Below are 21,598 nucleotides of genomic sequence, written 5' to 3'. Positions count from 1 at the left end.
AAGTCATCCGGGCGAGCCTAACGCCAAGTAATTGACGCCCCGCCGCTTGCGTCGTTAGTAACGCCCAAGCGCCTGACAGGACTCCGCCGGCAGGACGGACGGGCGAACCATGAAGCGGGCTCGCACTTGGAAAATCTCAGCGCCCGATTTTTCTGCTTCCGTTTTAGGAGGTGCCCTCTACGTTCCGCCACCTGCTTCCGGAGAGGTGGCAGAGTGGTCTATCGCACCGCACTCGAAATGCGGAGTGTCGAAAGGCACCGTGGGTTCGAATCCCACCCTCTCCGCCATTTTTTTGCTCCGCAAAAAAATGGTGACGTTTCGCGAAGCGAAACGAGGCGCAAAGCGCCGTAGAGGTGGGATATGGGGCAACGCGAAGCGTTGAGTCCGCGGGACCGGCCGAAGGCCGCCAATCCCACCCTCTCCGCCATTTTTTCTGGCGCAAAAATGGAATGCGTTCGCGGAGCGAACGCCTGGGACCGATGAGGCCGACAACCTAAGCATGAATCAGCGTTTCATCGTCACTCGGTTCGACAACCAGAACGGCGCGATCTCATGGCGATTTGCTGAACTGGAAGTTGGTCAAACGATCTGTCTCTGAAAGAGCGAGGTTTGGCTGTCGCGCTGGCGTCGCGATCGGCCGGGCAAGAGCGGAACGGCCGCAATCCGGCTGGCTTTACAAATCCTAGGTAGATGCCAATAACTACCGAGGTTTTGTAATGAAAGGACCACCGCAACAATCCATGAAGCAGCTCTTTGCCGGCTCGGCACTCAAGCGGAGCCGTGAGCTGGAGGCTGCGGGATTTTCGCGGATGCAACTCCGGCAGGCAGTTAAGAACGGTGCCGTTGAACGAGTGGGTCGAGGTCTCTATCGGCTGCCTGATGCCCGAGTGACAGAAAGCCATTCACTCGCGATCGCGGCTAAGCGAATCCCGAACGGTATCGTGTGCCTGCACAGCGCTCTGCGGTTTCACAACCTTACAACGCAGAGCCCACACGAGGTATGAATGGCGCTGCCAGTGAAAGGCTGGCAACCCAACGCTGGCGGCCAACCTATCCGATTTGTGTGGTTCTCGGGTCCCGCCCTCACCGAAGGCGTCGAGCAGCACCGGATCGATGGCGTCGACGTGAAAACCTACGGCGTCGCGAAGACCGTCGCAGACTGTTTCAAGTACCGGAAGAAGATCGGAATCGACGTTGCCATCGAGGCTCTGCGCGAAGCGCGTCGCGAGCGTCGCTGTACACCCGACGAGATCATGAAGTATGCGCGGGTCTGCCGAGTGGCTAATGTCGTCCGTCCCTATCTTGAGTCACTGACGTGAGCGCGCCGCCGAAGAAGAATCTCGCAGCGTCGGTCCGTCAGCGGCTCCTCAAACTGAGCGATCACGACGGACGACGGTCGGTCCTTCGATACCCGCCGTGTCCGCGATCTCAGCTACGGTTACGCAGTGACCAGCCACAAGTCACAAAGCAAGACGGTGGATCACGTCGTTGTGGCCGCCCAGCGGCTGGATGCCAAATCGGCCTACGTCGCCTGCTCGCGCGGTCGGCTAAGTTGCTCGGTTCATACGCCCGACAAGGTCCACCTGCTTGAGCGTCTCCCGTCCGGGGCCCGCCCGGGCGTTCTTGACGTAATGGCGGACCATGAGCACCGCAGGTCGGATGCGCAGCGCCGCCCAGCTCCCTCGCAGCGGTGGCATGAACGGCTGAAGGCCGCACTTACGCGCGACTGGTGGCGAAAGCACCTCAATGGGCTGTGGCAGGGACGCGGCGCAGACTCACGAGAAGATCAACAACAACAACATCATCATCACCAAGGAGAACATCATGAAGCACATGAACGAACCCACCCGCCCACCATTTGACCTCCACGTTCACGGAAGCGGAGCATTCATCACGTTCGAGATCGGCGATGCTGTCGCGCTGCCCCTATTGTCGCTCAGCAAAGCAATCCTGCGCGGTGAACGCAGCGCCGAGATCGTCCTCAGTTTCGCTGAGCTGCAGCTGGTCATTGAAGGCAGCGGACTTGAGCCGCTTTTCGAGCATCTTCTCTCGGGACGAGTGAAATCGATCCGGGCCGGCGTGTACGAAGCGTGTCGAGTGGACAAGATAACGGCACACGATTCCGCGTAGGTGCGCGGCTAGCTTGCTACCAGCAAGCCCCAGCTGTCACTCTCAGGTGCTCGACAATGAAACGCCTGCTTTACTTCCTTTCAGCTCTACTGGCGCCGTTTTCGAAGGCGGATGGGGCGAAACTTGGCTCCGATGGAGATCCGATTCGACGCATGCTCTTCGCTTCACAGTCGCTGGAGGAGCAGGTGAAGCAGATGCACCTGAACGGCGAACCTGGAGGTTTTCAAGACATCGCCGATGCAGCAAAACTAGCGCGTGAAGGGAAGAAACAGGATGCAATCGCTCGACTGCAAAATGCACTTCAGCATCCGGACAACGAAACAAGAATCATTCTCTGGACATGGGCCGGTCTCCGTGAGCTCGGCATGCAACCCGACGGAAGCGTTGCGGGCGAAGTGTTGGGCGCCGTGATCGAAATGCCGTCCGGCGGCGGGTACGACACCCTCGCCGCCTACGCCGACGGGACGGCTCGGTATCTCAATTTCTCCGGCAAAGCGATCTTCTGGGATCAGCCGGACGAGAAGATCAAGGCACTGTGCAAGAGTCTGATTGATTCGACGATTCCCGCGAGCGGTGCGGCCCGACCTCGAACCACGCTTTCGTTGCCCAAAGGCGACGCTCAGGTGACACTCCTTACGCGCTCTGGCAATTACGTCATCGTGAACCCGCCGCAATCCGTGGTTGAAGCCGGAGCTGCGTTGATGATCGAGATGATGAACGGGGTTAAGCAGGGCAAAAATGCCCCTGCGCCGAAAAAGGAGGACTAACGTGTTTGGTTTTCTGAAGCGCCGAAAGGCGGCCATCCCGGTCGACTACGACTCCGAATGGCTGGGCCTGCAGAATCGGTACGCGGACCCGGCGATCGAACTCGCGACGACGAAAAAGGCTGTCGTCGTGAGCGCAGCCAGCGTTCTCGATCGACTGTGGAACGGAAACGGCGGGCTCGGCTGGGACGAGAGCTGTGAGGAAGATTACATCGCGCCGCTCCGCGAGCATCTGGTGACTCGCGATGTGTTTTCAGAAAGCGAGTGCGAGCATATCACCGACAAACTCGATGCGATTGTCGCGATAGGCCGCGAGAACGCGAAGCGAACGGCTGCTGTCGGTGAGGGCGAGACAACGCTGCTCCCGGCTGGTGAAGAGGTCCGCTACATCGTCGAACAGACGGTTAAGTGGTGCAGACACTCTTCGGAGCCGATCCCGCTGCGAGGCGATGACGAGTATCGTGGTCACTTCTGAGCCGACTTGCGCCGCCAGAGGCTGGCCAGCGACGAAAACACCGAACGGCGGCGCGGCGCAATCGAGGGTGCTCCCATTTGAGCAGCACGTTCCTTTTCCTCGAGTTCGGTGATGTAGCCGATCGAATCCCAAAAGACCTCCCCTGGATTCATTTTCAAGAATTTCCCGGCGGTGTCTGGCTGAATGCCGCTTCGCACACAATACACTCCGAGGGCAAAGCCCAACTCGGCTTCCGTTAGGTACCCTTGTTTCCGCCATTTCCACCCTTGGTATTGGCTGTCCGTCCATTGGCTGAACTGAAAGGCACTATTGCAGAGAAATACGCCGAACCCCTCGTGAACCGCTGCGAGATCCGTGAGTGGTTCGTGTTCCTTCCAACCACACGGCGGCTCAGTTTTCACTGTCGCAAGCAGGTAATGGCATAGCTCGTGGGAAAACGTCGCCACCAAAGCTACAGGTTCGTGCACCAATTGCGGCGAGTAAGTAATCTGAATTTCCTCGTCGATCTGGAACGTTCCCGCTGCGCCCTTGTGTTCAGTTCGTCCGTAGACGCCAGAGCGAGCCAAAGCCGCGTCGCGGTCGGCGTGATCCTCACGCTGACTGGAGAGCCGGCACTTCCAGTTTTGCAGTTCCATTAGCTCTTTTGTGGCCTCGAACATTGCAGCCGCGAACGCATGGTTGCGCGTGTTGGCCTGCGGGTAGAATTCCGGCGTGGGCGTCACCAGGACCGGCTGCTTTCCAGCCGCACGTTTTGGCAAATGTGTTTCGAGCCAACGATAGTGTTGATAGATCCAACGCGCGCGTTCCTCGGTGAACATGATGATAAGGATCACGAGATTGCTCGCGCCGGGCGCCGCCATCCAGCCGGAAAACTATCTGGAACGACCGGAGGCTGCTGAGTATATGTAGGGGATGCGTTGGTTCCTGGCACATGTCGGGGCCGAGAACTCGTACGACCTCGACTACACCGTTCGTCAGCGGCGAACATTCGAGCAGATTGCGCGGTCACTGCCGCGCGGCTGGGAAAGAGATTATTTCGAGCACGATTCGGAGCTTCACGCCAAGTTTCCGAACGGTTCGTGCAACGTTTGGGGCGTGCCAGAAGGAGCCGAGGCTCCATATGAAAAGACTGCTGTCGGCGACGTGGTGCTTTTCGCACCTTCCGCAAGTCGCTCGGAGGGCCTCATCCAGTATTTCGGAATCGTGAAGGCCATCCCGTGGCGCCGATTTGAGAAGGCACCGCACGTGCTGTGGCCCGAATCAGGCCGCACATTTCCGTATCTTTTCTTTTTCGACGCCGAAGAGGGAGTCATGTCGTGGTTCGATTTTACGGCACACGCACAATACGCTGAGAATTGGAACCCCAATGGCCATTATGTCTGCCTTTCCGGAGCTAGTCTTCCTCGGAAAGATGGGGGTATCGCATACCTCGATCGCCTACGCCGGGAATTCAGATTCAAGCCGGTAGATTGACCGGCTTTTTTCGGCATCCACGGGGTCCGACAGAGAACGGGCCTCACAAGAGGCCCGCGGTGCGGAAGGAATAGTGGCCGATCCCTGTCGGGTCGGCTTTCGGATCGTTGTTCGCCCAGCTCTTTCACCTGTCGGCGGCGGAGCGGAAGACGTTGCTGGTGGCGGGAGCGTCCGCCGGGATGGCGGCGGTGTTCGCGACGCCGCTGGCCGCGGTGCTCCTCGCGGTCGAGTTGCTCCTGTTCGAATGGAAGCCGCGCAGCTTCATTCCCGTGGCCGTGGCGGCGATCATCGCCTCGGTCCTGCGTCAGCCGCTGCTCGGCGCCGGGCCCGTGTTTCCCATTGCCGCCCATGGGGCGCCCGATCTGCCCCTGCTGGGGCTCGCGCTCGGCATCGGCGTGGTGGCGGGGCTGGTTTCCGGCGCCCTGACCACGCTGGTGTATGCGTGCGAGGACGCGTTTGCGCGGCTGCCGGTGCACTGGATGTGGTGGCCAGCGCTGGGCGGGCTGGTCGTGGGGGTGGGCGGGCTGGTGGATCCGCGGGTGCTCGGGGTTGGCTACGAGACGATCCACGGTCTGTTGCGCGGCGACGTGCTGGGGCTCACCCTCCTGACGCTGTTGCTCACGAAGGCGTTCGTGTGGTCGGTGGCCCTGGGCTCCGGCACCTCGGGCGGCGTGCTCGCCCCGCTGCTGATGATCGGCGGCGCGGTGGGAGCGGCGCTGGCGGCGGTCACCGGCTGGGGCGATCCCGGCCTCGGAGCGGTGATCGGCATGGCCGCCATGATGGGCGGCACGATGCGGGCGCCGCTCACGGGGACGGTTTTCATGTTCGAGCTCACGCGCGACCAGAATGTCCTGCCGGCGCTGCTGGTGGGCAGCGTGGCGGCGGTCGCCGTCACCGTCCTCCTGCTCCGGCGTTCGATCCTCACGGAGAAGCTCGCCCGCCGGGGGCAACACATCTCCTACGACTACGGCGTGGACCTCTTCGACCTGGTGCGGGTGGGCGAGGTGATGGATCAACGACCGCCAGTGGTGCCGCCCGACCTGGTGGTGTCTGAACTGGCCGATCGCATCGCGCACAGCGATCCGGTGCTCGCCCGCCGGCAGGCAACGCTGCTCGTGGATGCGGACGGAACGCTCCGCGGCATCGTCACGCGCGGGGATCTGATGCGGGCGCTCGAGGAGAATCCGCAGGCGCCGCTGGGCGCGCTCATGGCGGAGCGGAACCTGCAGGTGGCGTATCCCGACGAGACGCTGCAGGACGCCGTGGCGCGGATGCTGCGGCATGACATCGGACGCCTGCCGGTCATTTCGCGCGAAGTGGAGCACCCCCGGCTGCTCGGATACCTCGGACGCGCGGAGATTCTCGCCGCGCGGCAGCGGTGGCACGACGAGGAGGAACGGCGTGAACGCGCGCTGCTGGTGCCGCCCCGATCTCCGGACGCCGGGACGGCCTGACACCTCAGCGGGAGGCGCGCCGTGGCGGCGCGGGAGCGGACTGCGACGCGGCGCGAGTTTTCTCGCTCCGGCGTGCGTGGATCGACAACGAGCCCACCCCGCAGGAACCCGCCGCCGGATTTGCCTCGCTCCTCGTCACCCCCGAACACCCGATTCCCGACAAATTTCCGACAAGAAGAGGCCGCGTTTTGGGGAGCGGCACGCGAGACAGCCCGCTTGCGGACTGACGGGGTTTGCCTCAGTCTCAGTTCCGCCCTGCCGGGCATTACCCCACCGCCGGTCGGCTCCATCCCGCCGTGTCTGCCACCCCCGAACAGATTCGGGACCAGGTTAAGCGCCTCCTCGCCAGTTCCCAGCTCTCGCATTCCGACGCGCTGGCGAGGCTCCTCCAGTTTGTTGTCGACGAGACCCTCCAGGGCCGGGGTGACGAATTGAAAGAGCACCGGCTGGGTGTGGCGGTCTTCGGCCGGCCCGCGGCCCACTACGATCCCGCCATTGATCCCATCGTCCGCGTGCAAATGGGCCGTCTCCGCCGCCGGCTCCAGGCGTATTACGATCACAGCGTCGATCTGGTCCTGATCGAGGTGCCCAAAGGCGGCTACCGGCCGGTGTTCCAGATGCGCGGGACCGACGTGCCGCTGCGCCGGACCGGGTCCAGCCCCGCCTCCACCGCGGCCAACCGCGTCGCCGTCCTGCCGTTCGTTAACATGTGCTCCGAGCCGGATACCGAGTACTTCAGCGACGGCCTCACCGAGGAATTGATCCACGTGCTCGCCCGCGACGCCCGGCTGCAGGTGGTCGCCCGAACCTCCACGTTTCAGTTCAAGCAGCAGGCGCGGGACGTCCGCGAGATCGGCCGCCTGCTCGATGTCGGCAAGATCGTCGAAGGCAGCATCCGCCGTTCCGGCAGTCGCGTGCGGATCACCGCGCAGCTCATCAACGCCAGCGACGGCTGCCACCTCTGGTCCGAACGCTACGATCGCGAACTGCAGGACATCTTCGCCATCCACGACGAGATCACCGCCGCGATCCACGCTGCGCTGCGCCCGTGGCTCGCGGTCGGCCCCGACCCCGCTCCAGCCGCGGTCGCCACGCGCGGCAGCCAGGTGCTGGATGCCTACAACGAGTACCTGCGCGGCCGTTGCCTGTGGAACCGCCGGACCGCCACCGGCCTTCTGGCCGCGCTCGGCCATTTCACCCGCGCCGCCAAAATCGATCCCCGCTTCGCCCGCGCCTTCGCCGGCATTGCGGACTGCCACGTGCTCCTCGGGTTGTCCGGTGCCACCGCGCCGGCGGAGGCGATGCCCGCAGCCCAGGCGGCCGCGCGACGTGCGCTGGCCCTCGATGCCGACGCTCCCGAAGCCCACGCCTCGCTCGGAGCCATCCACGCCATCCATCCGCGCGACGCCACCTTCGCGGCCGCATCGCTCCTGCGCGCCGTCCACCTCGATCCGAGCTATGCGACCGCGCACCATTGGCTCGGTCTGCTCCACCACGCGCCCGCCCGGCGACTGAGCGAAGCCGTCGATGAGATCGAGCGCGCCGTTGAACTCGACCCCCTCGCCGTGCCGATCATCGCCGACCTCGGCCTGATCCACTGCTTCGCCGACCATCACCGCGAGGCCGAGTCCGCCCTGCAGCGCAGCCTCGAACTGGCGCCGCATTTCCACCGGCCGCATTGGTTCCTGGGCCTGAGCCTCGCCGTGCAGCACCGGTTCGCCGAGGCCGAACACGCGCTGCACGAAGCGCTGCGCTTGTGCCCCGACGCCGCCTTTCACACGCGCATCCTGGGCACCCTCGGCTTCTGTTACGGACGCTGGGGTAAACGGCGCGAAGCCCAGGGCGTCTTGCGCGAGCTCCACGATCTCGGCCAGCGCCGCTATGTGCCACGTTGGGATATCGCCCAGGTTCACGCGGGCCTCGGCGACCCCACCAATGCATGGAGAGAACTCGAAGCCGCCGCCACCGGCCTCGAGTCGTACGCGCTGTTCACCAACGTCTGGCCAACGCTCCGCGAGCTGGCGCAGAAGCCCGCACCGTGCGCGCTCCCGAGGGCTGCAACCGCCACCGCCGCCAGGACGCCGGAGCCCGCCCCACAAGCGACCCGCGGCTGAACCGCGACCTGTCTCTTCCGACCGGCCCGCCAAGCGGCCGCGCGGCTCGGCGCACGTTTACCGTAACCGTTACTCCCGCGTTCCGCGCCGCCGCGCTATCCTCGGCGCCCGGAGGCAACATCATGAACTTGGTCATCGGCAGCACAGGGTTGTTGGGACTCGAAATCTGTCGGCAGTTGCGCGCGCGGGGGCAGCCCGTGCGCGCGCTGATCCGCCCGTCGGCCGAGGCGGGCAAGCGCGCCACGCTGCAAGGCCTGGCCGTCCAGCTGATGGAGGGCGACCTAAGGGAACCGTCGTCGCTGCGTCGCGCCTGCGCGGGCATCTCCACCGTCATCTCCACCGCGTCGTCAACGTTCTCGCGGCAGCCTGGCGACTCGATCGCCACCGTCGACCAGGAGGGCCAACTGGCCCTCATCGATGCCGCGAAAGGCGCCGGCGTCAGGCGCTTCGTCTTCGTCTCCTACCGGCCGAAGCTCCCGTACCCTTGTCCGCTCACCTCCGCCAAGCTCGCGGTCGAAAACCGGCTGAAAAGCGCGGGAATCGAGTACGTCGTGCTGCGCGCCTCGTACTTCATGGAGGTCTGGCTCACCCCGATGCTCGGCTTCGATCCCCTTCACGGCACCGTCCGGATCTACGGCGAGGGAGAGAACAAGCTGAGCTGGGTCTCCTTCCGTGACGTCGCGCGCGTGGCCGCCCTGGCGGCGCACCATCCGCAGGCGCGGGAGATCGTCCTCGACGTCGGCGGACCGGAGGCCCTCTCCCCGCACCAGGTGGTGCGCATGTTCGAAGCCGCCGGCGCCGCGGAAATCAGTCCGGAGCACGTGCCGACCGCCACGCTGCAGGCGCAGTACGAGGCCGCCACCGATCCGATGCAGAAATCGTTCGCCGCGCTGATGCTCGGCTACGCCGCGGGCGACGCGATGGACACCGGGCCGATGACGGCGCTTTTTCCCATTCCGCTCGCCACCGTCCGTGACTACGTGGCCAGCCTGCTCGCCCAGCGCGCGGTGGCCGGCTCGTGAGCACGATCGTCCTCGTTCACGGCGCCCTGCAGACGTCCGCCACCTGGGACCTCGTCGCGCCGCGATTGCGGCGTCTCGGCCACGAGGTGTTCACGCCGGAACTCAGCGGCATGGGCCCTCGCGGCGGCCCCATGACCGCCGGCATCAGCCTGGACACCCACATCGCCAATCTCGTCGGTTTCATCAAGCGCCACGACCTGCAGTGCGTGGTCTTGGTTGGACACAGCTACGCCGGCATGGTGACCACCGGCGTAGCGACCCACTGTGCCTCGCGGCTGGACCACCTCGTGTATGTCGACGCCTTTGTGCCGGAACAGGGCCAGTCGGCTTTCGACTTCATGCCACCGCACATCCGCGACGGGTTTGTCGCCCGTGTCGCCGCGGACGGATTCAGCATCGTGCCCGATGAAGCGCTGCTCGATCTCTGGCACCTCGAGGGCGAGGCCCGGACATTCGTCCGCGAACGCTGGTGGAACTTCTCCCTGAGGTGCTTCGAACAGCCGCTCCGGGAGGACTGCCGCGCGCTCACCGTGCGACGAACCTACATCGCGTGCGTCGGCCCGCAAAACGGAGCGCGCCCCGTCTTCGAATCATTCGCCGCCCGGGCGCAGCGCGAACATTGGGGCTATTTCGAGCTGCCCACCGGGCACGATTGCCATGTCGACGCGGCGGAAGCCGTGAGCGCGATCATCCACACCGCGGCGACCCAACCTATGCGGCCCTGACGTAGTCCAGGCCCACTACCCCGCTGGGGTACGGCGTCGCCTGGCGCAGCGAGAACCTCGTCGTCTTCCCATCCGGGAACAGCCGTTTCCCGCCACCCAGCGCGAGCGGGTACAACAGCAGGTGCAGTTCGTCGACGAGGTCGTGCGCCAGGAGGGTGTGCACCAACTGGCTGCTGCCGTCCGTGATGATGCTCCCACCGGACTGCGCCTTCAGCGCGCGCACCGACTCAATGATGTTCCCGCGGATCACCGTCGTGTTCCGCCAGATCGGCTTCTCCAGCGTGGTCGAAACCACGTATTTCGCCGGCCCGTTCATCAGGTCCCCAAAGAAGTCGCCCTTCGGCAGCGGCTCGAACGCCTGCGCGTGGGTGACGTACGTCCGCCGGCCCAGGAGGAACGCGTCCACGTCCTGCATCAGCCCGACGAAGGCTTTGCCGATGTCGTCGTGCCAGTACGGCAGGGTCCACCCGCCGTGGGTAAATCCGCCGTCGCGGTCTTCGTCGGCGCCGCCGGGGGCCTGGATGACGCCATCCAGGGTGATGAATTCAGAAACGATCAATTTGCGCATGGGAGGTGTGGGTTTTGCGTTCCGGCACCTCAACGAACGAATCCGGCCGTGGCAGACACCCGGGGCAGCGAAAACACACCGGTGTCAACTGACCGGCGCGAACCGATTCCCGAGATCCGCCACGCCGATCCGCGCCGAGGTCTTCACTGGGCGCCCACGAGCGCCCTGCCGAGTTGGCCCACCGCCCCGCCCGTTGATCCGCATCAATCGGAAAAGGGGTCGCGAGTTGCACGAATGGCATTCGCCCCCATCTGTGACGACGCGTGCGCCGCCGCCTCCAAGTCATCCTGGCCTTTCTCGCGTGGTTTCTCGCCACGGGTTGCCAATGGGACGTCGCGCAACTGGTCGCGTGGGGCAACATGTTCTCCGGCTACGTCACGCAGATGACCGTTGGCGCGGCGGTCGAGAAAACCTTCTCCGGCGAAATGTGCCGCATGTGCCGAGCCGTCCAACAGCGGCGGCAGGAGCATGAGCGCAACCACGGAAAGACGCCCGGAGCCAGGGCTTCAGGGAAGCTTGTCGAGCTCTACCCGCCCCTCCACGCAGCGGCCGTGGTTCCTCCGGCCACGCAACACCTGCGGTATTCGACCGCAGCGAGCCCAATGCTCGGCCGTGGCCGAGCCTGCCCACCGCTGCCCCCGCCACGCGCGGCCTGAGCGTCCTCGGACGTCATCACCAGCGAAACGTGTCCAGACCGTGACCTAACACGGCGGACGCACAGCTCTGCCCCGAACCGTCGGCCAGCCGCCGAAACGGTCGCGCAGCCGGGCGCGCGGATCGCGCCAACACCCCACCGGGGTGTCCTCCCATGAAACCCTTTCCCACCTCCCTGATTCTCCTCTCCTTCCTCGTGCCCGCCGCGCTGGCGCAGTCCTCCCGCCCATCAGACGGGCCGCCGCCCGCCATCCTGGCGCCGATGACCGTCACCGGCACCCGCGAAAGCGCCCCGCTCACCGAGACGCCTGCGGCCATCGGCATCATCTCCGCCGCCTCAATCCGCGAAACTGCCCCCATGCATCCGGCCCAGCTGCTCAGCCAAATCCCGGGAGTGGCGGTCGCCGTCACCAACGGCGAGGGCCATACGACCGCCATCCGCCAGCCATTCACCACCAGCCCGGTGTATTTATTCCTCGAGGACGGCATCCCGATTCGCGCCACCGGCTTCTTCAATCACAACGCGCTCTACGAGGTGAACGTGCCCATGGCCGGCCGCGTCGAGGTGATCCGCGGCCCCGGCACCGCGCTGCACGGCTCGGATGCGATCGGCGGCGTCGTGAACATTCTCACCCGCGCCCCCACTGCGACGCCGCTCGCCACCCTGACCGCCGAAGGTGGCTCGTTCGGCACCTGGCGTTTCCTGGGCGCCGCCGGCGGCGCGGCCAGCGACCACGGCGCCTACGGGGTCAATCTGAACCTCACGCACACCGACGGCTGGCGCAACCACACCGGCTATGATCGGCAGAGCGCCAACGTCCGCGTCGACCAGTCTCTCGGCCGCGGCGTGACAATTAAGTCCGTCCTCGCCGTCTCGAAGATCGACCAGCAGACGGGCGCCAACTCGCCCCTCACCTACGCTGACTACCTCGACCATCCCACCCGGAATCTGCTGCCGATCGCGTTTCGCCAGGTAAGCGCCGTCCGCGCGTCCGTCGAGTACGAGCAGGTGTTCGACTCGGCCGCGATTTCGCTGATCCCCTACTTCCGCGACAACGCGATGGACCTGAATGGATCCTACAATCTGAACTCGGACCCGCGGATCGAGCAGACGCACAACGTCTCGTACGGCCTGATGGCCAAGGGGCGACAGAACCTTCCGTTCTGGCGCGCCCGCCTCATCGGCGGGGTCGACTTCGACTCCAGCGCCGGGTCCCGGCAGGAGGACAACCTGCTCGTCACCCGTTCCGGCACCGGCGCCAACACCCTTTTCAGCGATTACGCCCGCGGCACCCGGATCTACGACTACCGGGTCACCTTTCAGAGCCTCTCTCCCTACGTCCACGTCGAGTTCTCGCCCCTCGCCCGGCTGCGGGTGACCGCCGGTCTGCGTCACGACACCCTCAGGTTCGCCCTGCGCAATCATCTCGCGCCCGGCACGGTGTCGGCCGTGGTGCTCGGGGCCACGCGGTACTACGGCCAGATCGCGCGGGACGACGCGCGCTTCGCCCACACCAGCCCCAAACTCGGCGCCACCTATGCCCTCAACGCCCACACGCACCTCTATGCGTCCTACCACTTCGGGTTTCGCGCCCCTTCGGAGAGCCAGCTGTATCGCGCCGGCAATGACGCCGGGGCCGCGAACGCCGTCGCCAAGGCCCAGCTCGCCCGCGCACTCAAGCCAATCCAGGCCCGTCAGTTCGAACTCGGCGTCCGCGGCGATCACGGCGGATGGACCTACGATTTGGTCGCGTACGACCTGACCAAACAGGACGACCTCGTGAGCCAGCGCAACCTGGCCACGAACGTCGCGACCAGCGTGAACGCCGGCGAGACCGAGCACCGCGGAGTCGAGGCGGCGATCGGCGCCGACCTGGGGTACAAGCTCCGACTCGGCACCGCCCTCTCGTATTCTCGCCAGCGCTACGTACGGTGGGTTACAAGCACCGCCAACTTCAATGGCAAGGACATCGAGGCCGCGCCCAAGGTCATGGCGAACACCCGCCTCACCTGGCGCCCCACCAAGGCGGCCATGCTCCAGCTGGAGTGGATTCGCATTGGCGCCTACTGGCTCGAGCCCGGAAACTCACCGGCGTTTGGCCGTTATCCCGGGCACGACCTCATCAATCTCCGCGGCAGTTACCGGCTGAGTCCGCATCTCTCCGTGTCGGCCCGCGTGATGAACCTCGCCGACAAACGCTATGCCGAAAGTGCGTCCATAGCTTCAAATACGCCGGTCTTCAGTCCCGGCCTGCCTCGCGCCGGCTACGTCGCGATCGAGTACAACTGGTAAACACCCTCCTCATGCCCCGATTCGTTTTGCTCTTCCTCTCTATCTTCGCGCCCGCCGGCATGTCCGCCGCCGCCGACGCAGCCCACCGCCACGTCATGGCGCCCGATCAGGCCGAACTCGGCGCGCAGGCCGCCTTCGATGCCAGCGGCGTCCTCTGGGCGGTGCACCGCGTCAGTGGTCACATCGCGGTCAGCCGTTCGGCGGACGAAGGCCAGTCCTGGTCCAACGCGGTCCTGGTCACGCGGACGCCCGAGGCGATCGACGCCGGAGGCGACGCGCGGCCCAAGATCGCGCTCGGCCCCAAGGGCGAGATCTACGTCAGCTGGACCCGCCCGCTCGCCGAACCGTACACCGGCGAGATCCGGTTTTCGCGCTCACTGGATGCGGGCCGAACCTTCTCCCCGCCCATCGTGGTGCATCACGACCGACAGGTGATCACGCATCGCTTCGACACGATTGCGGTCAACCAGGACGGCGAGGTGTTCGCGGCCTGGATCGACAAGCGCGACCTCGTCGCCTCGACGCCATCCGCCTATCGCGGTGCCGCCCTCTACTACGCCGTCTCCTCCGACCAGGGCGCGTCGTTTCGCGGCGACTTTAAAGTTGCCGACCATTGCTGCGAATGCTGCCGCCTCGCGCTCGTCTCGCACCGCGACGGCACCGTGACCGCGTTTTGGCGGCACATTTTCGATCCGAACATTCGGGATCACGCGATCGCGAATCTGCGCCCGGATGGTCACGCGGAGGCTGTGCAGCGCGCGACCTTTGAGGACTGGCGGATCGACGCGTGCCCACACCACGGGCCGGCGATGGCGATCGATGGCGACGGCGCGCTTCACGGCGTGTGGTTCAGCGGCGCTGCCCGCAACCACGGAGTGTTCTATGGCCGGCTCTCCGCCTCGCGCGGCGACGCTGCCCAGCGGATCGGCGCCGACAGCGCCGGCCACGCCGCCATCGGCGCAACGGGCCGGAGGATCGCGATCGCCTGGAAAGAGTACCGCGATGGCCGCACCGCCCTGCGCGGCCTGATCTCCGAGGACGCGGGCCACACCTGGCGCCCGAGTGAGCTTTCCTCTGCCGCTGGGTTGTCGGATCACCCGAGCCTGCTGACGCACAACGGACGCTTCTTTGCCTTCTGGAACTCTGGCGAGCATCCCTTGGCGGTCATTCCGTTTCCGTGAGCGCGTCAGCCAGGCATCCGCCCAACCGCTTGGTCCCCAGGCGATCCGCCCGGGCCGGGCCCCCCGCCGCACGACGCGCGACTCCGCCGCCGCGCGGCCGCCCGGCAGATGTCGCGCTCGACGGTTGCACTGCGCGCGACCGTAAATAAGTCCCACGTGTCACATGACCGCTTCCCGGACCTATTACTTTGACAGCAATGCAACCACGAGCGTCGCCCCGGAGGTGTTGGAAGCGATGCTTCCCTACCTGACCGAGAAGTGGGGCAATCCCTCCAGCCCGTACCGGTTGGGCAAGAACCTCGTGGCCCCGCTCCAGGCCGCGCGTGAGTCCGCCGCCGCGCTCATCGGCGCCGATCCCACCGAGATCGTTTTCACGAGTTGCGGCACGGAAAGCAGCAACACCGCCATCACGAGCTGCCTCTACACGCAGCCGGCCAAGCGGCATATCGTCACCACCGCGGTCGAGCACTCCGCCACGCGCAACTGCTGCGCCGCGCTGGCCGAGCGGGGCTACGCGGTCACGTTTCTGCCGGTGAACCGCGACGGTTCGCTCGATCTCGCGCGCTTCGAGCAGGCCCTCCGGCCCGACACCGCCGTGGTCTCGATCATGTGGGCCAACAACGAGACCGGCGTCCTCTTTCCCATCCCGCAGATCGCGGCCCTCTGCCGTCAGCGCGGCATTCTGATCCACACCGACGCCGTCCAGGTGCCCGGCAAACTCAAGATCGACGTCAACGAACTGGGCGTCGACCTGCTGTCCCTCTCCGCCCACAAGCTCCATGGTCCCAAAGGCGTCGGCCTCCTCTACGTGCGCAAGGGCACCCCGTTCCAGCCGCTGATCATCGGCGGCCACCAGGAGGAGGGCCATCGCGGCGGCACCGAGAACATGCCTTATCTGGTTGGCTTCGGCCGCGCCGCCGAACTCGCCCGCGCCGTCACACCGGAGCAGCGGCGCACCCTTGCGGCGCTGCGCGACTCCCTCGAGCAACAGATCCTCACTCAGATTCCGCACACGACTCGGAACGGCGCCAAGGAACCTCGCCTGCCCAACACCACGAGCATCTCCTTCGTCGGCGTAGAGGCCGAGGCGCTCCTCCTGTTGCTCGACCAGCTCGGCATCTGCGCGTCGAGCGGCTCGGCCTGCACCACCGGCTCCGTCGCGCCCTCCCACGTGCTGACCGCCATGGGGCTCAGCCCCGCGGAGGCGCGCAGCACGCTCCGCTTCAGCCTCGACTACGAGAACACCGCCGAGGACGTCGCCTATCTCATGAGCCATCTCCCGCGCCTCGTCGCCGAACTCCGGGCCGCCGCGTCCCCGCGCACCGCCGCACGCGTCTCGCCCGCTCTCGCCCGCGCGAGCTGACGCGACCACGACGCCTCCGGCCCGCAACCGGCTCCATGCCACCGCGGCGTGGTTCTGGCCCTGGCTCCCCTCCATCGACTTTCGCTCTTCCTTCCTGCGCCCCGCGCCTCACCCACCGTGCAATCCATCTCCGCTTCCCCGACTTCGATCAGTCCTGACGAAAAGCTGCTCACCTATGCCCGTGAGGTGCCGCTCTACCAGGCAGCCGCCGGCGCCACCTCGGCGTCCGCCGTCTTGGCCGCCCTGCCGTACATCACGAAGCAGGACATCAAGCACGGGTTCCCGAACAACTTCCTCCGGGCCGGCCAGTCGCTCGACGCGCTCGTCGCCCGGAACCTGGTCGAGGTCGAGCACACCGCCGGCACCACGGACAACCGCGCCGACCTCCTGTTGGAACGCGGTTGGTGGGCGCGCCAGGAGCAGTGGGCCCTCGCGCTCAATCCGCACGTGGCCCAGGTGCTCCAGGCCACCCCCGGCGCACATCGCGTCACGATTTCCTCCCCCGCGTGCAACGGCGACATCACTTTCGCCAACGGCACGCCGTCCGTCGAGCGGCGCACGCTCGGCCTCACGCGCGTCGTGAGCCTGTCGCGCTTTCCTTTCCTGCTCGGGCCCGACGACCTCGACCAGATGCTCGAGGAGGCGCTCGCGTGGGATCCGGTCTTCCTGGATACCGATCCGGCTTACGCGGTGGTGTTCGCGCTCCATTGCGAGCGACGGAGGGTCAGGTTTCCGAAGCTGCAGTTCATGTTTACGAGCTACGAGTACACGAGCGTCCTGCACCAGCGCATCCTCGAGCGCGCGTTCGGCGTCCCCGTGTACAACCTCTACGGCTCGACAGAGACGGGCCACCTCATGATGGAGGGCGCCGATCACCAGATGGTGCCGAGCCCCAACATCGCGCTGCTCGACGTCATCAACCAGGACGACCGCGGCATTGGTGATCTGGTCGTATCGACCCTGACCAACGACTACATGCCGCTGCTCAAGTACCGGATCGGCGACCTCGTGGAACGTCGCGCACCCACCGCCGGGAGCAGCGCTCCGACCTACGTCTTGCACGGTCGCGCCCCCGACGCCCTCCAGACTGCCGATGGCCGGCGCATCACGACGCGCGACGTCGACCAATGCTTCGTCGGCGCCGAGGGCATCCAGCACTATCGCCTGCACGAAACCGATGCCGGGAAGTACGTCCTGAGCTACATTCCGGAGCCTGACTGCGATCCCGCCGCCTCCGTTCGCGCCGTCGTGGGAAAACTCGAGCAACTCGTCGGCCGCCCCCGCAGCATCGAGGCCAAACCGGTGAAGTTTCTCCTGCCCGAAGGCTCAGGTAAGTTCGTCCTCAGCTATCCGCTGGCCCGGTAAGGATTGCAGCGCTCCGCTTGTGGCGCGCTGTCCGCCTCAGGATACGAGCGCGAAGGCGACCGTGAACGGGCGGCTGGCGCACCCCCGCCGCAGGGCTCTTACTTTGCCCAAGCCTCGCCTTCTGGGGTGCGGCGCCAGGCGAAGTACTCGTCGAGCACCTTCAGCGCCGCAGCATCGGGCACCGGGCCAACGTGAGGCTGCCCGCCGAGGTAGAGGACCTGCGGATCCTGGTCCGTGAAGCGCGGCCACGAGACGGCGCCTTCACCGTTGGGATTCCCGGTCTTCGCAAAGTTGGTCCAGTAGGTCGCGAGCGTGTCCGACACCGCAAAGTCCTCCGCGGTTATCCGCGGGTTCTTTCGGTCCAGCGTCTGGAACACATAGGGCACGTCCACGCCGTGCGGCGTCCCGTGGTTCGCTGGCGCGCCTCCGACCCGGCGCTCGGGGTGGAGGTCGAGGTGGTAGAAATAGACCGGCGACTTCCCGGTGCGGGCCTGCAACACGGCCCAGCTCCAGGCCTGCCAGCCAAACGCCGCGTCGCGCATCAGGTTCCGCGCCGCCCAGGATACCTTCCCCGCCTCGGCCGGATATGCTTTGAGCAGCGCGTCCGCAAAACGCCCGTATCGCAACCGCGTGCTGGCCTCGTACTCGTCCGCCGTCTTCTCGCGCGCGAAGCTCAGGCCTTCGTCCGAGTTGTAGCCCACGAGGATCGCAACGTCGTTGTATTGGCCCGCTTCGTACAGCTTGTGCTGGTCGTCGGGGATCAACCACCCGTCGATCACCGGCCAGAATCCTCCCATCGGCGTGCCGGCAAAACGCTCGGCCGGCAGTTGCCTGAGCTCGGCCAGCGATTTCGCCCCGAGGCGTGTCGCGTAGGCCGCCCCGGCCTTCTCCGCGTCAGCGAGGCGCTTCATGTTCTCGCCCGGGTAAGTCGTCGGCCGCGGCGGGCCAAACGAGCCGCCGCTCTGCGAAATCGCCCCACGGAACAGCCCCTTCCCCTCCGGCGAGGCGCACAGCATGCTGACGGCAATGCCGCCGGCCGATTCGCCAAAGATCGTCACCTTCGCCGGATCGCCACCAAACGCCCCGATGTTGCGCTGCACCCACCGCAGCCCGGCGAAGAGATCCATCAGCCCGTAGTTGCCCGACGTGTGATGCGGCGACTCCGCGCTCAGCTCCGGGTGCGCGAGAAAACCCAACGGCCCCACGCGGTAGGCAACGCTCACCAGCACCACGCCCCGCCGCGCGAGATGCTCGCCGTTGTGCACCGGCACCGAGGTCGAGCCGAAGGCAAAGCCGCCGCCGTAAATCCATACGAGCACGGGCAGGCGTTCGGTCGCCGCCTTCGCCGGCGTCCAAATATTCAGATACAGACAATCCTCGCTCACCCCGCCGTTCTGCGCGCGCCCTTGGATCGGATCCGGCGCAAAGGTCGTCGCCGCCCGCACGCCCTCCCAACGCGCCGCCGGCTGCGGCACCCGCCAGCGCAGCGCCCCGATCGGCGCCGCCGCAAACGGCACGCCCCGGTAGACCGTCAAACCCGGCTCGGCCGCGCCTTGCACAAGCCCGGACTCGGTCATGACCGGCGCCGGGGTCTGAGGCTGCGCCCACAACGCCGCCGCGGCAGCCAGGGTGAGGAAGAACGTCAGGGGATTTCTCATGGCAGGATGACTCGGCGATATTCGCCCGCCGCGCCGTCAATGCGGCGGGGGGAGCGCATCACCTGAGCGTGGAAGTTTGACTAGCGTGCGAACCGCCGCCCGACCAGCGCGGATTATTTCTGCCCGTCCGCCGCGCCAAGCACCGGGACCAGTTGCTGGCGCAGGACCCGGTGGTACGGCGTCGACGCCAGCGCGGCGTTCGCGAACTCAACGGCCTCCGCGTGTCGGCCGGCGCGTTCGCAGAGGAGCGCAATGGCCGCCATGCTCTCGGTGTCGGGGTAAAGACGGACCGCCGTCGCGAGTGCGGCGAGTTCCTCCGGAGAGGTCACCGCATCTGAGATCCCCCAGGCGTACAACTGCATCAGGTATGCCGCCACCATCTCCGGCATCTGCCGCGCGCCTTCGCGCAGGAGTTCAAGGGCAGGCTGGATCTGTTCGCGGCTCAACCTTCCCTTCGTTCCCGCCGGCGCCGTGAGCGCGCGCTCCAGCGTCAGCCAAGCCAGGTCCACGTATACGCGCGGCCGCCGCACCTTCGCCGCCACGGCCTCGCGCAGCCAACGCTCCCCTTCCGCCACATTGCCCATCCGGAGTTCATACGATCCCAGCAAAGCGATCAGGCGCGGGTCGCGGCTCGCCGCCGCCGCCTCGGCAATGACCTTGTGAGCCGGCACCAGGGTCTCCGCCCCGAAGGGCGCCGACGTCTTCAGCCACGGACTCGGCCAATACCCCCAGCGCCCGCGATTCAGCGCCACGGGCCCCACCACCGCAAACAGCGCTTCCTCATCCACGCTGCGCCATAGGATGGCCTCTCCGATCAGTCCAATCACCTCTTCCCGCGTCGCGGCTCGCACCTCGACTTCGCGCTTCTTTCCGCCCGCGCTTTGCTCCAACAAAAAGTCCAGTTTCCCGTTTTCCAGCCGGCCATCGCGTACCAGCAGGCGTTCCGCAAACTTTGCCAGACGCTTTTCGGCCTCGGCGAAACCGTAGCCGAAACAACTCTCAAACAGGCGCTCGTCGATCGGGCGATCGCACGCCGCGGCGACAAACTGACGAAACCGCTCCCGGTGGTCTGCGTCCCCGTCCGTCAGCCCCCAATACAGGAAGATATTGCTCTGGACTTCGTGGGCCACCCGCAAGGCCGCCGGCATCCGGGCTAGAGTCCGTGACCTCCCCGCCTGGTCCGTGATCGCGAGAAACTCCGCCAGCGGCATGAGCTGCACCGACGCGGGCTTGGCCGCACCAGGCCCCCGGGGGATCAAGACCGAGCTTCCCTCCACCACTACGCCATGCACGGAGCCGCTCCGAATCGCCGCCTTCCGCAAGCCCACCCGGTACCACATTGGCAGCCTCCGGTGCCGTTCGAGGACATGGTTGCTGTAATCCACGCAGAAATGCAGCGCCCACCATTCCGCCGGGCGCAACTGGTGCCGGCCCTGACGCAACAGCTCCTTTTCGGGGTCGATATTCTCATACACCGGCCTCAGCGGATCCCTGGCATCTTTCGCCATCGCCTCGGCTAACACGATCGGGACATCGCCGACGCCGTGCAGCACCATGGTTCGGCCGGGCATACGTGTTCCACTCATTCTCACCATTCTGGCGGGTGTCAGCGCATCGAAGCCGGGAGGCGCGAGCAGCACGGCAAACGCGTTGTCTGCCGACGTGCGGCCCCTCTCCGGCAGCAGCTGGTGGAAGATCGCGACATTGTCGGCCACGGTGTCCGCGAAATCGCGCGTCGTCCGCCGGTCAGCGAGCGACAGGATCCGCACACCGGATACCTCGGCATAGAGGTATGGTCGCTGCACCTCGCGCTCGAGCGACGGCAACTGCCCGGGGGAATCCTCCGTGGGGTTTCCGGCCGCCGCGGCCATCGCCGCAGCGCCAAACGCGATACCCACCAGCACGAGCGGGGTAAGTCTCATGGTGAACGTAATTGGTTTATCGTTACCTGACTCGCCGTAAACCACGTTTTCTCTCCCCGGCCCGCTCATCGCGATCGAGACCACGGTCGGTCCCTTGGGGGTCTTTCTCTTACTCCTACTCTTCCTCATTCTCGCGAGGGATTGAGGGATTGAGGGATTGAGGGATTGAGGGATTGAGGGATTGAGGGTCGTCCCCGGTTATCATAGCCGCCCTCCCCTCCCCTCGTTCTCGTTCTCGTTCTCGTTCTCTCGGGGATCGGGGGAGCGGGAAGCCGGAGGAGGGTGACGGATTGGGAGAACGAGAAAGAGAAAGAGAACGAGAAAGATTTTCCGTGGCCCGCATCTTCGTGACTCTTTGTGCCTCTTCGTGGCCAACCCCGGTCTTGATTGCGCCCGCGTTCCGTCGCACGCCGGCCCGGTAAACCCCGGGGTTGCGT

At 65.9% G+C, this 21,598-nt stretch carries 17 protein-coding genes, 1 tRNA gene and 1 pseudogene; 14 read left to right on the top strand and 5 right to left on the bottom strand.

Going from position 1 to position 21,598, the window contains the following annotated elements; translation table 11 throughout:
- The first annotated feature begins 199 nt into the window (after positions 1-199).
- The 5 genes and pseudogenes from DB354_RS02315 to DB354_RS02295 all read left to right on the top strand — a co-directional run bounded on the left by DB354_RS02315 (position 200) and on the right by DB354_RS02295 (position 3,369).
- Positions 200-287: transfer RNA gene (locus tag DB354_RS02315), tRNA-Ser, on the top strand.
- Between the two features lie 429 nt (positions 288-716).
- A pseudogene (locus DB354_RS22965) lies at positions 717-1,319 on the top strand (type IV toxin-antitoxin system AbiEi family antitoxin domain-containing protein).
- 427 nt (positions 1,320-1,746) lie between these two features.
- The gene (locus DB354_RS02305) at positions 1,747-2,130 is read left to right on the top strand and encodes a hypothetical protein (protein WP_107833820.1); all 384 of its coding nucleotides are present in this window, start codon (positions 1,747-1,749) and stop codon (positions 2,128-2,130) included.
- Positions 2,131-2,186: 56 nt separating this feature from the next.
- Positions 2,187-2,897, top strand: coding sequence for a hypothetical protein (locus tag DB354_RS21870; RefSeq protein ID WP_146180074.1), 711 nt, complete (start codon positions 2,187-2,189; stop codon positions 2,895-2,897).
- A gap of 1 nt (position 2,898) precedes the next feature.
- A complete protein-coding gene (locus DB354_RS02295) occupies positions 2,899-3,369 on the top strand; it encodes a hypothetical protein (protein WP_107833818.1) in 471 nt (156 codons plus the stop codon).
- On the opposite strand, the gene DB354_RS02290 is transcribed toward DB354_RS02295, so the two are convergent.
- Entirely contained in the window at positions 3,360-4,202 is an 843-nt protein-coding gene (locus DB354_RS02290) for a hypothetical protein (RefSeq protein WP_146180073.1), read from the bottom strand. The two genes, DB354_RS02295 and DB354_RS02290, sit on opposite strands and share 10 nt — an antisense overlap.
- A 79-nt stretch (positions 4,203-4,281) precedes the next feature.
- On the opposite strand from DB354_RS02290, the gene DB354_RS21865 reads away from it, so the two are divergent.
- The 5 genes from DB354_RS21865 to DB354_RS02275 all read left to right on the top strand — a co-directional run bounded on the left by DB354_RS21865 (position 4,282) and on the right by DB354_RS02275 (position 10,157).
- On the top strand, positions 4,282-4,842 hold the full coding sequence (locus DB354_RS21865; protein ID WP_146180072.1) for a hypothetical protein: 561 nt from the start codon (positions 4,282-4,284) through the stop codon (positions 4,840-4,842).
- A gap of 80 nt (positions 4,843-4,922) precedes the next feature.
- A complete protein-coding gene (locus tag DB354_RS02285; RefSeq protein ID WP_255420652.1) occupies positions 4,923-6,296 on the top strand; it encodes a chloride channel protein in 1,374 nt (457 codons plus the stop codon).
- Between the two features lie 296 nt (positions 6,297-6,592).
- Positions 6,593-8,410 (top strand): hypothetical protein, encoded by a 1,818-nt coding sequence (locus tag DB354_RS22170; protein ID WP_158277326.1) that lies wholly within the window; start codon positions 6,593-6,595, stop codon positions 8,408-8,410.
- Between the two features lie 122 nt (positions 8,411-8,532).
- A complete protein-coding gene (locus DB354_RS02280; protein ID WP_158277325.1) occupies positions 8,533-9,432 on the top strand; it encodes an SDR family oxidoreductase in 900 nt (299 codons plus the stop codon).
- Entirely contained in the window at positions 9,429-10,157 is a 729-nt protein-coding gene (locus tag DB354_RS02275; RefSeq protein WP_107833815.1) for an alpha/beta hydrolase, read from the top strand. Before DB354_RS02280 ends, DB354_RS02275 begins: the two co-directional genes overlap by 4 nt.
- Here the strand turns inward: DB354_RS02275 and DB354_RS02270 are convergent.
- Complete coding sequence (locus DB354_RS02270) at positions 10,144-10,725, bottom strand: dihydrofolate reductase family protein (protein ID WP_107833814.1); 582 nt, start codon at positions 10,723-10,725, stop codon at positions 10,144-10,146. The two genes, DB354_RS02275 and DB354_RS02270, sit on opposite strands and share 14 nt — an antisense overlap.
- 203 nt (positions 10,726-10,928) lie before the next feature.
- On the bottom strand, positions 10,929-11,195 hold the full coding sequence (locus tag DB354_RS21860) for a hypothetical protein (RefSeq protein ID WP_146180071.1): 267 nt from the start codon (positions 11,193-11,195) through the stop codon (positions 10,929-10,931).
- Between the two features lie 338 nt (positions 11,196-11,533).
- Here DB354_RS21860 and DB354_RS02260 point away from each other — a divergent pair, with 338 nt between their 5' ends.
- The 4 genes from DB354_RS02260 (at position 11,534) to DB354_RS02245 (ending at position 17,581) form a co-directional block, all read left to right on the top strand.
- A complete protein-coding gene (locus DB354_RS02260; RefSeq protein WP_107833812.1) occupies positions 11,534-13,672 on the top strand; it encodes a TonB-dependent receptor in 2,139 nt (712 codons plus the stop codon).
- 11 nt (positions 13,673-13,683) lie between these two features.
- Positions 13,684-14,853, top strand: a complete 1,170-nt coding sequence (locus DB354_RS02255; protein WP_146180070.1) for a sialidase family protein — start codon at positions 13,684-13,686, stop codon at positions 14,851-14,853.
- Positions 14,854-15,016: 163 nt separating this feature from the next.
- The gene (locus DB354_RS02250; RefSeq protein WP_107833810.1) at positions 15,017-16,216 is read left to right on the top strand and encodes an aminotransferase class V-fold PLP-dependent enzyme; all 1,200 of its coding nucleotides are present in this window, start codon (positions 15,017-15,019) and stop codon (positions 16,214-16,216) included.
- A 117-nt stretch (positions 16,217-16,333) separates the two neighbouring features.
- The gene (locus tag DB354_RS02245) at positions 16,334-17,581 is read left to right on the top strand and encodes a hypothetical protein (RefSeq protein ID WP_107833809.1); all 1,248 of its coding nucleotides are present in this window, start codon (positions 16,334-16,336) and stop codon (positions 17,579-17,581) included.
- A 98-nt stretch (positions 17,582-17,679) separates the two neighbouring features.
- On the opposite strand, the gene DB354_RS02240 is transcribed toward DB354_RS02245, so the two are convergent.
- The gene (locus tag DB354_RS02240) at positions 17,680-19,239 is read right to left on the bottom strand and encodes a carboxylesterase family protein (protein ID WP_107833808.1); all 1,560 of its coding nucleotides are present in this window, start codon (positions 19,237-19,239) and stop codon (positions 17,680-17,682) included.
- 113 nt (positions 19,240-19,352) lie between these two features.
- The gene (locus DB354_RS02235; protein ID WP_107833807.1) at positions 19,353-21,161 is read right to left on the bottom strand and encodes a hypothetical protein; all 1,809 of its coding nucleotides are present in this window, start codon (positions 21,159-21,161) and stop codon (positions 19,353-19,355) included.
- Positions 21,162-21,598 lie beyond the last annotated feature (437 nt).

The organism is Opitutus sp. ER46, assembly GCF_003054705.1.
Taxonomy (GTDB): Bacteria; Verrucomicrobiota; Verrucomicrobiia; order Opitutales; family Opitutaceae; genus ER46.
The sequence above is the reverse complement of the archived record's forward strand: the minus strand, read 5'-3'. Positions and strand labels throughout refer to the sequence as shown.